Genomic DNA, 12903 nt, shown 5'->3' with positions numbered 1-12903 from the left:
TTGTCAAGGAAAACTCACATGTATATTGATCTGGAACGGCACGGGCGCGTGGCCGTCGTGCGCCTCAATCGCCCGAAGGCACGCAACGCGCTCAGTTCGAAACTGAGGCAGGAGATGCTGGCCGCAATGCGGCCGCTCGACTGCGATCCCGCCATCGGATGTTTCGTGATTGCCGGCGCAGAGCGTTATTTCTCGGCGGGCGCCGACATCGCGGAGATGCACGCGAAGACTGCTTTGCAGATGTACCACGACGATTTTTTCGCCGGCTGGGACGAGTTCGCGGCGCTGCGCACGCCGAAAATCGCGGCTGTGTCAGGCTACGCATACGGCGGCGGCTGCGAACTGGCGATGATGTGCGATATCGTCTATTGCGCGCAGAGCGCCCGGTTCGGCCAGCCGGAGATCGAGCTCGGTGTGATGCCTGGCATGGGCGGGACACAGCGGCTGACGAAGCTTGTCGGCAAGAGCCTCGCGATGGACATGATCCTGACCGGACGCGCGATCGATGCCACGGAGGCGCTTCACGCGGGGCTCGTCGCGCGCGTCATTGCCGACGACCGGCTGATGCGCGAGACGCTGGACGCCGCGCATCGCGTGGCGTCGTTCGGCAAGACTGCGGCGTTGGCTGCGCGCGAAGCCGTCGATCGCTCGCTGGAACTCGGGCTGCGCGAAGGCATCCTGTTCGAACGACGCGCGTTTCAGGCGCTCTTCGGGACCGCCGACCAGAAACGGGGCATGCAGGCGTTTCTCGACAAGCGGCCCGCCGTATTCAACGAGGACTGAGCGCGCGGGCGGACGCAACGCCGACACCCCGGCGCTGCGTCCGCCCGGCGCCATATCAAGAGAACGCTCGGCCCCACGCGCCGTCGAACGCGATCTCGCCAAGCGGCACGCGCGAGCGCGGGGCCGCTTCGCGTTCGCGCAGCTTGTCGTCGAGCGTGCTGGCATCGCCATAGTGGCCGATCGAAATCATCGCGATCACCTGAACGTCCTCCGGAACCGCGAACTTCTCGCGAAACGCGGCGCCGTCGAAGCCGCCCATCTGGTGCGCCGCGAGCCCGAGCGCGTGCGCCTGCAGGACGAGCGCCATCGCGGCCGCGCCCGCGTCGTAGAGCGCACTGCGGTTCACGTCGCCCTTCGCCGTGACCGTCTGCGCCGCGACGCAGATCAGCACCGGCACGTTCGCGTTCCAGCCCTGGTTGAACGGCACGAGGGTGTCGAATGCCTGCTTGAACGCGGCTTCGTCGCGGTTGCGGTCGAACGTGACGAAGCGCCACGGCTGCAGATTGCTCGACGACGGCGCCCACCGCGCGGCCTCCAGCACCTGATGCAACTGTTCGCGCGTCACCGGCTGGTCCGAGTACGCGCGTGGGCTCCAGCGGCCGGCGATCAATTCGTGGATGTCGACTTCGGTCGGAGCTTTCTTTGCGGTCATGGATGAATCCCTGTTCGTTTGACGAAGACCAAGGATAACCAAGGATCGCGCCGCGCGCCGGACGCTCCCGCGCGGCGGCGTGGCAACGGCGTTCAGGTCGCCGCGACGCCCACGCGCTGCGCCGGCCGGTTGATGCGCAGCACGAGAATCGACGCGATCAGGCAGAGTCCGCCGGAGATCATCGTCGCGACGGTGTAGGTGCCGAGGCTCGAACGCAGCATGCCGCCGCCGAGCGCCGCGAATGCCGCGCCCAGCTGATGGCCCGCGACGACCCAGCCGAACACGATCGGCGCCGATTCCTTGCCGTACACGTCCGTGGCGAGACGCACGGTCGGCGGCACGGTCGCGATCCAGTCGAGTCCGTAGAACACCGCAAAGATCGGCAGGCCGAAGAAGTCGATCCCGAACGCATACGGCAGGTAAATCAGCGACAGTCCGCGCAGGCCGTAGTACCAGAAGAGCAGATAGCGCGCGTTGAAGCGGTCGGAAAGCCAGCCGGAGAGCGTCGTGCCGAACAGGTCGAAGATGCCCATCGCCGCGAGCAGCGACGCGCCCTGCACCTGCGTCATGCCGTAGTCGGCGCACATCGCGATCAGGTGCGTGCCGACATAACCGTTGGTGCTCGCGCCGCAGATGAAGAAGCTGAAGAACAGCAGCCAGAAATCCCGCGTCTTGCTGGCCGAGCCGAGCGTGCTGAACGCGACCTTGATCGGATTTTTAGGCGGCGTGGTCGAGGCCGGCGGCTGCTCCGCCGTTTCGCCGATCGGACGCAGCGCGAGACTCGCGGGCCGTTCGGGCAGCAACCACGCCACGAGCGGAATGACGAGCACCGCCGCGCCGGCCACGATCAGCACGACCGGCTGCCAGCCGAAGCGCTCGGAAATCGCGGCCAGCACCGGCAGGAATACAAGCTGGCCGGTGGCCGAACTCGCGGTGAGAATGCCCATCGCGAGGCCGCGATGCGTCGTGAACCAGCGGTTGACCACGGTCGCCGAGAGCGTCAGCGCCGCGACGCCTGTCGCCCCGCCGACTAGCACGCCCCAGATCGCGACCATCTGCCAGGGCGACGTCATCATCGACGACAATCCGACGCCCGCCGCCAGCGTGGCGAGCGCGGCGAGCAGCGTCGGACGCACGCCGAAGCGCTGCATGGCTGCCGCCGCGAACGGCCCGGCCAGGCCGTACAGCGCGAGATTGATCGAGATGGCGAGCGAGATCGTGCCCCGGCTCCAGCCGAACTGGTGTTCGAGCGGCAGCATCATCACACTCGGCGTCGCGCGCGTGCCCGCCGCGGCGAGCAGCACGAAAAACACCACGCCGACCACCACCCAGCCGTAATGCATCCGGCCCTCGAACCGTCTCGCTACCCAATTCATCGCTGCTCCCGTTTTCTGATCGATATCGTACCGTGCGGCAATTTGTCGTTACCAACCGGTCACAATAGTGTTGCGAGCTTAGTTACCGATCGGTAACATGTCAAGCACGCTGTTGCCATTCGAGGAGATGACTTTGACACGCGCATCGGTTGAAGCGGGCAAGCGGGCCGCCGGAAAGACCGCCCGCACGGACGGCGCGACCGCGCAGGAACAATTGCTCGACGCCGCGCAGGACCTTTTCTACCGCGAGGGCGTCCGCGCAATCGGCGTGGACGCGGTGGTCGAGCGCGCGGGCGTCAACAAGATGAGCCTGTACCGGCAATTCTCGTCGAAAGAAGAACTGGTCGTCGCGTATCTGAACCGGATGGACGAGGGATTCCGGCGGCGCATCGAGGCGAGCTTCGCGGAACATCCGGACGAACCGGCGAAGCAACTCGTGCAGGCGGTCGAAGATCTCGTCAGACGCGCCTCGGCGCCGGCTTATCGCGGCTGTCCGTTCGTGAACGTGGCGTGCGAATTTTCCGATCCGGCGCATCCGGCGCGACAGGCCGTCACGCGCAACAAGCAGTATCTGATGCAGCGCCTCGTCGAAATCGCGACGGCCGCGGGGGCGTCGAATGCCGTCGAACTCGCCGATTCGCTCGCGCTCGTAGTGGACGGCGTCTACGCGACGAGCCAGACTTATGGCCCCGGCAGCGGGCCGATGCTCGCGGCGCCGCGTGTTGCGGCCCTTATCGTCGAGGCCGCATGCCCGACCTATCGCAAGGAATCGCCATGATTGAACGCAGTACCCGCGACGACGTCGTCGCGGCCACGCAGCACTGGCTGACACGCGCCGTGATCGGCCTGAACCTCTGTCCGTTCGCAAAGAGCGTGCATGTGAAGGACCAGATCCGCTATGTCGTGAGCGAAGCGCGCACGCTGGAGGACGCGATCGTCGACGTGTCGAACGAACTGCGCATGCTCGAAGAAAGCGACCCGCAACGCATCGACACGACGCTCCTGATCGTGCCCCACGCGCTGGCCGATTTCATCGAGTACAACGATGCACTTTTCTTCGCCGACCGCTTGCTGAAGCAAATGGGATTGGCAGGCGTCCTGCAGATCGCAAGCTTTCATCCGGATTATCGGTTCGAAGGTAGCAGTGCCGACGACATTGAAAACTATACAAACCGCGCACCCTATCCGATCTTCCATTTACTGCGCGAAGCGAGCATCGAGCGCGCCGCCGACGCCTTCCCCGACGCCGCGGACATCTACGAACGCAACATGGAAACCCTCCGCCGGCTCGGCCACGAAGGCTGGAAAAACTGGATGAACCAGCAGTCCTGAGGACTTCAGTGCGTGAAGAAACGCTCGCGCAATTCTTCGAGACCGAGCATTTCGAGCACATCCGACAGCCGCTCCGCGGGCCTGCCGCGCGGCAGGTCCTTGAACTGGGCGATGATCAACTCGTTCTTCATCGAATGCTCCCAGCCGACGAGCTCCGTCACGCTCACCTGATAGCCATGCGATTCGAGTTGCAGGCAGCGCAGCACGTTCGTGATCTGGCTGCCGAACTCGCGCGTGTGCAGCGGATGACGCCACATTTCGGTGAGCACATTTTTCGACAACGCGTGTCCCTTGTGCTTGCGAAGCACCGTCGCCACCTCCGCCTGGCAGCACGGCACGACCACGATGTACTTCGCTTTCTTCTGTAGCGCGAAATGGATTGCGTCGTCGGTGGCCGTGTTGCAGGCGTGGAGCGCCGTGACGATATCGATCGATTCAGGCAACTGGTCAGACGTAATCGATTCGGCCACCGACAGATTCAGGAAAGACATTCCCTCAAAAGCCAGTGTTTTAGCCAATTCCTGCGATTTTGTCACAAGATCTTCACGCGTCTCAATGCCGTAGATATGTGACCGATCCCGCAGAGTCTTGAAGAACAGATCGTAGAGAATGAAGCCCAGATAAGACTTGCCGGCGCCGTGGTCGGCAAGAGTGACCGCGCCCTCGCGGGCGTGCACATCGGCGAGCAGCGGTTCGATGAACTGGAACAGGTGGTAGACCTGCTTCAGTTTGCGTCGGCTGTCCTGATTCATCTTGCCGTCGCGCGTGAGGATGTGCAGTTCCTTCAGCAGTTCGATCGACTGGCCGGGACGGATGTCGTGTTTGGTGGATGCGTCGGCTGAACCGGTTGCGGACGCGGAGGACTTCTTGACCATCGTGATGTTGCCTTACGTATGAACGCCGATGTGAACTCGGAAGGTGAGTGGGCGGGATAACCCGCAGCGAGCCGCAATGTGCAGCACGCAACGCTGGATAAAGCGGAACAAGTTGGCGGCTATGTGCGCTAACCGCTCGTTCGGTGGCTGCAAAAGAGGAAGTTTACCTAAAAGCGCGCAGACGCTCTTGTTTCGTCCGCCGGTGCCGATCCGGACTGTGGGATGGAACACTTTGTGCATCGTCGGACAATTGAGGCCAGTTGGAACGACGATAAGGGGCGTGGCGTGCGGCAAGGCGCCCTGAGTATGAAAGACCCACAAGCTGGTGGCAAACCGCGCTGCTCGACGATATCGACGTCGTCATCCGCGGGAGGTTTGTTACGTAATACCTAACGCATAGCGCGACGATGCGACTCGTGCGGCGCCATGAACATGAGAGGACGGCGATGGACGCGATCCCGGACAAGAAAGCCGAAAAGCAGTTTCAGGAAATGCTCGCGGCACTGACCGCGATGCCTGCTTGGACAGAAAAGCAGCAACTAGAACTCGAGATGGCCCGAGAGATATCGGTGGAGATGTTGCGTCTCGCGGAATCGATGCGCGACGGCAGCACCGACATCGAATCGTGCCTCACGATGCTCAAGTACGCCAAGGTGATGGACTTTGTTTTGACCACGCTTGCCTCGCGGCGCGAGATTGCGCCGCAGACCCTGCGCGTGATCTTCAAGCTCGCGGGCCTGAAGGTCGACGAAGCCTATCCCGGCTGACCAAGACAAAATCGAACCGAACCGGCTCGATCTGGCGGCCCGTTTCCGAGCGGGCCGCTTACCCCTTGCGGCGCGTCATCAAGCGCGCGCACGAGGCTTTCATATGCCGTTGCATTGCCGCCTGGGCCTGAACGGCGTCATGTTCTTCCAGCGCTTCCAGAATCTCCCGATGCTCCGCGAGTGCCGCGGCCCACGTATCTTCTCCCTCGAAATGCCCTCTTAGCTTCGATGACAGCGGACTGTGCCGCTCGTCGAACAGACTCGCGACCGTTCTCACCAGCACGTCGTTGCCGGAAAGGTGCGCGATCGCCAGATGAAACGCGCGGTCGGCGGTCATCGGCACCTGGCCGTTCGCCACTTCCCGCGCCATGGTTTCGTAAAGCGCTCGCAGCATCTTGAGCGCCTTGGGCTTCGCGAACGGCGCCACGCTCGCGGCAATCGCACCCTCGATGACGAGGCGCGCCGTCATGATCTCCTGCGGACTTTCCCCGAGTTCGGCGTCGGCCTTCGGCGCGGCGGCCGCGCCCGGCGTCGCGCAAATGTACACGCCCGATCCCATGCGGATCTCGACGCGCCCTTCCAGTTCCAGCGCAACCAGCGCTTCCCGCACCGACGGCCGCGACACGCCGAGCGTCTGCGCAAGCTCGCGCTCGGACGGCAGCCGGCCGTTCGGCGCAAATCCCTGCTGCTCGATCAGGTCGCGCAACTTGTCCGCGATCTGCAGATAGAGACGGCGCGTCTCGACGGGTTTCACGCTCACGTGGCGGCTCCTCGGAAGGCTCGGGAAAACGTGGATTGTAATCAGCGGAAGCGTTGACGGGCGGTACGGGCCGCAATCGGCCCTCGCTGACCGCTTACAAGTGGCTTGACCAGTTCGTTTTGCAGACACTAACATGCGTTCCGGTAAGGCCAAAACACAGCTTCATTCTAGCCCCACGATACGAACCATCGGATCAGCGATGAGCAATCCCATTCTCCAATTCGGCACGAGCCGGTTTCTGCAGGCACACGTCGATTTCTTCGTCGCGCAGGCCGCGCGGCGCGAGCCGTCACGCGCGCTCGGCAAGATCACCGTCGTGCAGACGACGGCGAGCGCCGAAAGCCGCGCACGCATCGACGCGTTGCGCGCCAACGGTCGCTATCCAGTGCGCATTCGCGGCCGGCGTCGCGGCGAAACGGTCGACATGACGGTCCAGTGCGACGCGATCAGCGAGGCGCTGCACGCAAACGACGACTGGCAGATCCTGCGCGAGCGCGTCGCGCGCGACGTGCAGACGATCGTCTCCAATACCGCCGACACCGGCTACGCCCTTTTCGACGACGACACCGCCGACCTGCTCGACGGTCAGCGCACGCCGCGCGGCTTCGCGGCGAAGCTCGCGGTGCTGCTGCACGAGCGCTATCGCGCGGGCGGCGAGCCGATCACGCTGCTGCCGTGCGAACTGATTTCGCATAACGGCGACACCTTGCGCGACCTGGTCGCGGGCGTCGCGCGCGGCTGGCACGCCGACGACGCGTTCATCGATTACCTCACTGAGCGCTGTGTCTGGGTGAATTCGCTGGTGGACCGCATCGTGTCGGAGGCGATCCATCCCGTTGGCGCAATCGCGGAGCCGTATGCGCTTTGGGCCATCGAGCGCAAGCCGGGCATGACGCTGCCGTGCGAGCACGACGACATCGTCGTCACCGACGATCTCGCGCATTTCGAGCGCCTCAAGCTGCTGCTGCTGAACCTCGGCCACACGATGCTCGTCGAGATGTGGAAGAAACAAGGCGGCGCGCCCGACATGATCGTGCTCGACGCCATGCGCGACGCGGCGTATCGCGACGCGCTCGAAACCGTGTGGGAGCACGAGGTGCTGCCCGTCTTCGACGCGCTCGGTCAGCACGATACCGCGCGCGCCTATCTCGCCGATGTGCGCGACCGCTTCGAGAATCCGTTCCTCGTGCACCGTCTCGCGGACATCGCCCGCAATCACGACGAGAAGAAGGAACGGCGCCTGCGTCCGGTCATCGAACTCGCGCGTGAACTAAACCTGGCGCTCGAGCAGCCGAGGCTGCGAGCAGCGCTCGCGTGACAGTGCGAAGGCTCGCCGCGAGAAGCGGGCCGCGCACGCTGCAAACGATCCGGCCCGCGACATCGTCATCGCGGTGCAGGTCCGACTACATGGCATTGAGCCCCTTGGAGGAGACTGACGATGCGCAAGATGCGTTGGGTAGTGATATTTCTATGTTTTCTGGCGATTGCCGTGAATTACATCGACCGCGCGAATCTCGCGGTCGCGGCGCCGCAGATCGAAAAGGCGCTCGGCATCGGCCCGGCTGAAATGGGCCTCGTGATGAGCGGTTTCTTCTGGACCTATGCGCTCATGCAAATGCCCTTCGGCTGGTTCGTGGATCGCGTCGGCGCGCGTATCGCGCTGCCGCTCGCGGTCGGCTGGTGGTCGCTCTTCACCGCGCTCACCGCCTCCGCGACGAGCGTCGCCGGCATGTTCGGCTGCCGGCTGATGCTCGGCGTCGGCGAAGCGGGCGCGTATCCGTCGTGCGCGAAGCTCGTCTCCCAATGGTTCAAGCCGCAGCAGCGCGCGCTCGCGACCAGCATCTTCGATAGCGGCTCGCGCGTCGGCTCGGCGCTCTCGATTCCGGTCGTCGCGCTCATCATCAGCTCGTTCGGCTGGGAAGCGTCGTTCATCATCACGGGCGCCCTCGGCGCCGTGTGGATTCTCGGCTGGTTCCTGATCTACCGGAATCCGTCGCGCGGCGACCTCACAGGCGACGCCGACGCCGTGCCGCAAGTCAAGGCCGCGCCGAAGACCAAGGTCACGTGGGGCTCGCTCTTCAAGTACCGCACGCTGTGGGGCATGATGCTCGGCTTCTTCTGCCTGAACTTCGTGATCTACTTCTTCATCACCTGGTTCCCGAGCTATCTCGTGCAGACGCACGGTTTCTCGCTGAAATCGCTCGGCACGCTCGGCATGATTCCGGCGCTCATCTCGATTCCCGGCGGCTGGCTCGGCGGCTTAGTGTCCGACTCGCTGTATCGCCGCGGCTGGAGCCTCACCGCTGCGCGCAAGACCTGCATGGTCGGCGGCATGCTGCTTTCGTCGATCATCACGCTCTCCGCGTTCACGACCAACATCTATCTGATGCTCGCGTTCTTCGGCATCGCGTACGGCAGCCTCGCATTCGCGGCCGCCAGCATCTGGTCGCTGCCCGGCGACGTCGCGCCGACGCCCGATCACGTCGCATCGATCGGCGGCATCCAGAACTTCGCGTCGAACCTCGCGGGCATCGTCATCACGACGTTCACCGGCTTCATGGTCGAGATGACGAAAGGCTCGTTCACGATTCCGCTGTGTGTCGCGGGCGGCTTCTGCTTCCTCGGCGCGTTCAGCTACCTCGTGATCGTCGGCAAGATCGAACCGCTCATCAAGGACGACGACGATTCGACGTCCGTCACCGGGCGCCGCACGCCCTCCACCGTCTAAACACCATGTCCACCACTGCCACCGATCATGCCGTCATTCGGCTTCATCCCAACGACGACGTCGTGATCGCGACGCGCCAGTTGATATCCGGCGCGCGCATTGCGTCCGAAGACCTCGTCGTGACCGGGCTGATTCCGCCGGGCCACAAGATCGCGACGCGCGACATCGCGAAGGGCGAGCCGGTCAAGCGCTACAACCAGATCATCGGCGTGGCGCGCGAGGCGATTGCGCGCGGCCAGCATGTGCACGTGCAGAACCTCGGCATGGCCGACTTTGCGCGCGAGCACGAGTTCGGCGTGGACCGTCATCCGACGGACTTCGTCGAAACGCCCGCGACGTTCATGGGCATCCGGCGCGACGATGGGCGCGTCGCGACGCGCAACTTCATCGGCGTGCTGACGAGCGTGAATTGCTCGGCGACCGTCGCACGTGCCATCGCCGATCATTTCCGGCGCGACGTGCACCCGGAAGTGCTCGCCGATTATCCGAACGTCGACGGCGTGATCGCGCTGACGCACGGACTCGGCTGCGGCATCGACACGCTGGGCGAAGGCCTCGCGATCCTGCGGCGCACGCTCGCCGGCTACGCAGTGCATCCGAACTTCCATTCGGTGCTGTTCGTCGGGCTCGGCTGCGAGACGAACCAGATTGCCGGCGTGCTCGAATCGAGCGGGCTCAAGGAGGGCGAGCGCCTGAAGAGCTTCACGATCCAGGACAGCGGCGGGTCGAAGAAGACGGTCGAGCGCGGCATCGCGATGGTCAAGGAGATGCTCGCCGATGCGAATCGCGTCGCGCGTGAGCCGTTGCCGGCGTCGCATATCGTCGTCGGGTTGCAGTGCGGCGGGTCCGATGGGTATTCCGGCATTTCGGCGAATCCGGCGCTGGGCGCGGCGGTCGACCGGCTCGTGCGGCATGGCGGCACGGCGATTCTCTCCGAGACGCCGGAAGTCTACGGCGCCGAGCATCTGCTGACGCGTCGCGCGGTGAGCCGCGAAGTCGGCGAGAAACTGCTCGCGCGCATCGCGTGGTGGGAAGACTATTGCGCGCGCAACGGCGCGGCGATGGACAACAATCCGTCGGCAGGGAACAAGGTCGGCGGGCTCACGACGATCCTCGAAAAATCGCTCGGCGCGGTGGCGAAAGGCGGCACGACGAATCTCGTCGAGGTGTACGAGTACGCGCAGCGCATTGACGCGAAGGGCTTCGTCTTCATGGATTCGCCCGGCTACGATCCGATGTCCGCGACCGGGCAGGTGGCGTCCGGTGCGAATGTGATCTGCTTCACGACGGGGCGCGGATCGGCTTACGGCTGCGCGCCGTCGCCGTCGTTGAAACTCGCGACAAACACGGCGCTCTGGGATCGTCAGGAAGACGACATCGACATCAACTGCGGCGGCGTGATCGACGGGACGGCTTCCATCGATGAACTCGGCGAAGCGATTTTCCGGATGATCCTGGATTGCGCTTCAGGCGTGCCTTCCAAGAGCGAGGTGCATGGATATGGACAGAACGAGTTCGTGCCCTGGCAGGTGGGCGTGGTGACCTGATCGACGTGATGTCGATCGTGAGAACGCGCGGACAGGTTTGGGTCCGCGCGTTTTTTTATTGTTGAATGAGGCCGGGGCTGCGCTTCTCGTGGGCTTTTCAAACGGCCGTCTGCTGCGCGACCATGTTCAGCGCGAGCGCTTCGGCCACCTCGATGCCATCGATCGCCGCCGAGTAGATCCCGCCGGCATAGCCCGCGCCCTCGCCCGCCGGATACAGCCCATCCACGTTGACGCTCTGATAATCGTCCTTGCGACGCACCCGGATCGGCGACGACGTGCGCGTTTCGACGCCCGTGAGCACCGCGTCGTGCATCGCGAAACCCGGAATTTTGCGGTCGAGCTGCGGCAGCGCTTCGCGAATCGCTTCGATCACGTAGTCCGGCAGCGCGGTGCTTAGATCGGTCGGACGCACGCCGGGCTTATAGGATGGCTCGACCGAACCGAGCGACGTCGACGGCCTTCCCGCGATAAAGTCACCGACCAGTTGCCCGGGCGCGCAGTAATCGCCGCCGCCCAGTTCGAACGCGCGCTCTTCCCACTTGCGCTGAAACGCGATGCCCGCCAACGGGCCGCCGGGAAAATCGTCCGGCGTGATGCCGACGACGATGCCCGCGTTCGCATTGCGTTCGTTACGCGAGTATTGGCTCATACCATTGGTCACGACGCGGCCCGGCTCCGAGGTCGCCGCGACGACGGTGCCGCCGGGGCACATGCAGAAGCTGTAGACCGCGCGGCCGTTGCTGCAGTGATGCACGACCTTGTAGTCGGCGGCGCCTAGCAGTTCGTGTCCGGCGAACTTGCCGAAACGGGCGCGATCAATGATGCCCTGCGGGTGCTCGATCCGAAACCCGAGCGAAAACGGCTTGGCTTCCATATAGACGCCGCGATCGTGCAGCATCTGAAACGTATCGCGCGCGCTATGGCCGACCGCGAGCACCACATGGTCGCAGCGCAGCGTTTCGCCGTTTGCAAGGCGGAGCCCGCGCACTTTGCCCTGCCCGATCTCGATATCCTCGACACGACTTTCGAAGCGCACTTCGCCGCCGAGTTGATGGATGGTCGCGCGCATCTTCTCGACCATGCTCACGAGCCTGAAAGTGCCAATGTGCGGACGGCTGAGATACAGGATGTCCTCGGGCGCGCCGGCCTTGACGAATTCGTCGAGTACCTTGCGGCCGTAGTGCTTCGGATCCTTGATCTGGCTGTAGAGCTTGCCGTCGGAGAAGGTGCCGGCGCCGCCTTCGCCGAACTGCACATTCGATTCCGGATTCAGCACGTTCTTGCGCCAGAGGCCCCAAGTGTCCTTGGTGCGTTCGCGCACGGCTTTTCCGCGCTCGAGGATGATCGGCCGAAAGCCCATCTGAGCGAGAATCAGGCCGGCGAACAGCCCGCACGGCCCCATGCCGATCACGACAGGCCGCGGCAAATCCGACTTCTCCGGCGCCTTCGCGACGAAGTGGTACGCCATGTCGGGCGTCACGCTGCAATGCGGATGCGCGTCGAGCCGTCTTATCGCGGCCGCTTCGTCCTTCACTTCGACGTCGACGATATAGGTGAGCTTGATGTCCGAGCGCTTGCGCGCGTCATGCGCGCGGCGAAACACGGTGTAGCGGACGAGATCGCCGGCCGAAACACCGATCGCTTGCAGGCGCGAGCGAATCGCGGCTTCAAGATCAGCTTCGGCGTGATCGAGCGGGAGTTTGACTTCGCTTAAACGTAGCATGAGAACCTGTATTCGGCGGCTGCGGAGAATCGACCTGCGCCCGATTTTAATGCGTTTGGCGTTTGAGCAGCGGAAGGCAGGCGGGAGAGCGCTCGATTGTGGATTCGTTCGGCATCGAGGTCTCGGCCGGACGTTATCTCGGTGAGAGCCCTTAGGCACGACCCGAGCATGGTCACGTTCGGCGAGCACGTTAGCCCAAGGCAGATCGGTATGTGCGCCGAAATACCGATCCACAAAGCAAAAAACCCCACCTTTGCGGGGTGGGGTATTTGCTTGTCGCATGAGGAGCCTGACGATTACCTACTTTCACACGGGAGATCCGCACTATCATCGGCGTGGAGTCGTTTCACGGTCCTGTTC

12 protein-coding genes are annotated in these 12903 nt (G+C 64.0%); 7 read left to right on the top strand and 5 right to left on the bottom strand.

All coding sequences use genetic code 11. From position 1 onward, the window contains the following. The first annotated feature begins 18 nt into the window (after nt 1-18). Nucleotides 19-783, top strand: coding sequence for an enoyl-CoA hydratase-related protein (locus AWB66_RS26975; RefSeq protein ID WP_087633141.1), 765 nt, complete (start codon nt 19-21; stop codon nt 781-783). Nucleotides 784-838: 55 nt separating this feature from the next. On the opposite strand, the gene AWB66_RS26970 is transcribed toward AWB66_RS26975, so the two are convergent. Both AWB66_RS26970 and AWB66_RS26965 read right to left on the bottom strand, forming a co-directional pair. Next, the gene (locus tag AWB66_RS26970; protein WP_087633140.1) at nt 839-1435 is read right to left on the bottom strand and encodes a nitroreductase family protein; all 597 of its coding nucleotides are present in this window, start codon (nt 1433-1435) and stop codon (nt 839-841) included. A gap of 92 nt (nt 1436-1527) precedes the next feature. Further along, nucleotides 1528-2811 carry an MFS transporter gene (locus AWB66_RS26965; RefSeq protein WP_087633139.1) on the bottom strand — a complete coding sequence of 428 codons (1284 nt, stop codon included), beginning with the start codon at nt 2809-2811 and terminating at the stop codon, nt 1528-1530. Nucleotides 2812-2938: 127 nt separating this feature from the next. Here AWB66_RS26965 and AWB66_RS26960 point away from each other — a divergent pair, with 127 nt between their 5' ends. Together AWB66_RS26960 and AWB66_RS26955 are read left to right on the top strand one after the other, a co-directional pair. Further along, a complete protein-coding gene (locus AWB66_RS26960; protein ID WP_087633176.1) occupies nt 2939-3589 on the top strand; it encodes a TetR/AcrR family transcriptional regulator in 651 nt (216 codons plus the stop codon). Next, on the top strand, nt 3586-4143 hold the full coding sequence (locus AWB66_RS26955; protein ID WP_087633138.1) for a DUF1415 domain-containing protein: 558 nt from the start codon (nt 3586-3588) through the stop codon (nt 4141-4143). The genes AWB66_RS26960 and AWB66_RS26955 overlap by 4 nt, the downstream gene beginning before the upstream one ends. Before the next feature lie 5 nt (nt 4144-4148). Here AWB66_RS26955 and AWB66_RS26950 read toward each other — a convergent pair whose 3' ends face one another. Beyond that, entirely contained in the window at nt 4149-5018 is an 870-nt protein-coding gene (locus tag AWB66_RS26950; protein WP_087633137.1) for a class I SAM-dependent methyltransferase, read from the bottom strand. Nucleotides 5019-5464: 446 nt separating this feature from the next. Between AWB66_RS26950 and AWB66_RS26945 the strand changes: the two genes are divergently transcribed. Then, nucleotides 5465-5785, top strand: a complete 321-nt coding sequence (locus AWB66_RS26945) for a hypothetical protein (protein WP_062639146.1) — start codon at nt 5465-5467, stop codon at nt 5783-5785. A gap of 58 nt (nt 5786-5843) precedes the next feature. Here the strand turns inward: AWB66_RS26945 and AWB66_RS26940 are convergent, their stop codons facing one another. Further along, entirely contained in the window at nt 5844-6545 is a 702-nt protein-coding gene (locus AWB66_RS26940) for a FadR/GntR family transcriptional regulator (RefSeq protein ID WP_087633136.1), read from the bottom strand. A 199-nt stretch (nt 6546-6744) separates the two neighbouring features. Here AWB66_RS26940 and AWB66_RS26935 point away from each other — a divergent pair, with 199 nt between their 5' ends. The 3 genes from AWB66_RS26935 to AWB66_RS26925 all read left to right on the top strand — a co-directional run bounded on the left by AWB66_RS26935 (nt 6745) and on the right by AWB66_RS26925 (nt 10820). Next, the gene (locus AWB66_RS26935; RefSeq protein ID WP_087633135.1) at nt 6745-7863 is read left to right on the top strand and encodes a mannitol dehydrogenase family protein; all 1119 of its coding nucleotides are present in this window, start codon (nt 6745-6747) and stop codon (nt 7861-7863) included. A 120-nt stretch (nt 7864-7983) separates the two neighbouring features. Next, the gene (locus tag AWB66_RS26930) at nt 7984-9273 is read left to right on the top strand and encodes an MFS transporter (protein ID WP_087633134.1); all 1290 of its coding nucleotides are present in this window, start codon (nt 7984-7986) and stop codon (nt 9271-9273) included. A gap of 5 nt (nt 9274-9278) precedes the next feature. Continuing rightward, nucleotides 9279-10820 (top strand): UxaA family hydrolase, encoded by a 1542-nt coding sequence (locus AWB66_RS26925; protein WP_087633133.1) that lies wholly within the window; start codon nt 9279-9281, stop codon nt 10818-10820. 97 nt (nt 10821-10917) lie between these two features. On the opposite strand, the gene AWB66_RS26920 is transcribed toward AWB66_RS26925, so the two are convergent. Further along, a complete protein-coding gene (locus AWB66_RS26920) occupies nt 10918-12543 on the bottom strand; it encodes an NAD(P)/FAD-dependent oxidoreductase (RefSeq protein ID WP_087633132.1) in 1626 nt (541 codons plus the stop codon). Nucleotides 12544-12903 lie beyond the last annotated feature (360 nt).

This window comes from Caballeronia telluris (assembly GCF_001544495.1).
Classification (GTDB): domain Bacteria; phylum Pseudomonadota; class Gammaproteobacteria; order Burkholderiales; family Burkholderiaceae; genus Caballeronia; species Caballeronia telluris.
This window is presented reverse-complemented; position numbering and strand designations above follow the sequence as displayed.

Excerpts from the sequence above, each read along its gene's own strand:
- AWB66_RS26975 (WP_087633141.1), top strand. The coding sequence starts at position 19 with ATGTATATTGATCTGGAACGGCACGGGCGCGTGGCCGTCGTGCGCCTC.
- AWB66_RS26970 (WP_087633140.1), bottom strand. The coding sequence starts at position 1,435 with ATGACCGCAAAGAAAGCTCCGACCGAAGTCGACATCCACGAATTGATC.
- AWB66_RS26965 (WP_087633139.1), bottom strand. The coding sequence starts at position 2,811 with ATGAATTGGGTAGCGAGACGGTTCGAGGGCCGGATGCATTACGGCTGG.
- AWB66_RS26960 (WP_087633176.1), top strand. The coding sequence starts at position 2,939 with ATGACTTTGACACGCGCATCGGTTGAAGCGGGCAAGCGGGCCGCCGGA.
- AWB66_RS26955 (WP_087633138.1), top strand. The coding sequence starts at position 3,586 with ATGATTGAACGCAGTACCCGCGACGACGTCGTCGCGGCCACGCAGCAC.
- AWB66_RS26950 (WP_087633137.1), bottom strand. The coding sequence starts at position 5,018 with ATGGTCAAGAAGTCCTCCGCGTCCGCAACCGGTTCAGCCGACGCATCC.
- AWB66_RS26945 (WP_062639146.1), top strand. The coding sequence starts at position 5,465 with ATGGACGCGATCCCGGACAAGAAAGCCGAAAAGCAGTTTCAGGAAATG.
- AWB66_RS26935 (WP_087633135.1), top strand. The coding sequence starts at position 6,745 with ATGAGCAATCCCATTCTCCAATTCGGCACGAGCCGGTTTCTGCAGGCA.
- AWB66_RS26930 (WP_087633134.1), top strand. The coding sequence starts at position 7,984 with ATGCGCAAGATGCGTTGGGTAGTGATATTTCTATGTTTTCTGGCGATT.
- AWB66_RS26925 (WP_087633133.1), top strand. The coding sequence starts at position 9,279 with ATGTCCACCACTGCCACCGATCATGCCGTCATTCGGCTTCATCCCAAC.
- AWB66_RS26920 (WP_087633132.1), bottom strand. The coding sequence starts at position 12,543 with ATGCTACGTTTAAGCGAAGTCAAACTCCCGCTCGATCACGCCGAAGCT.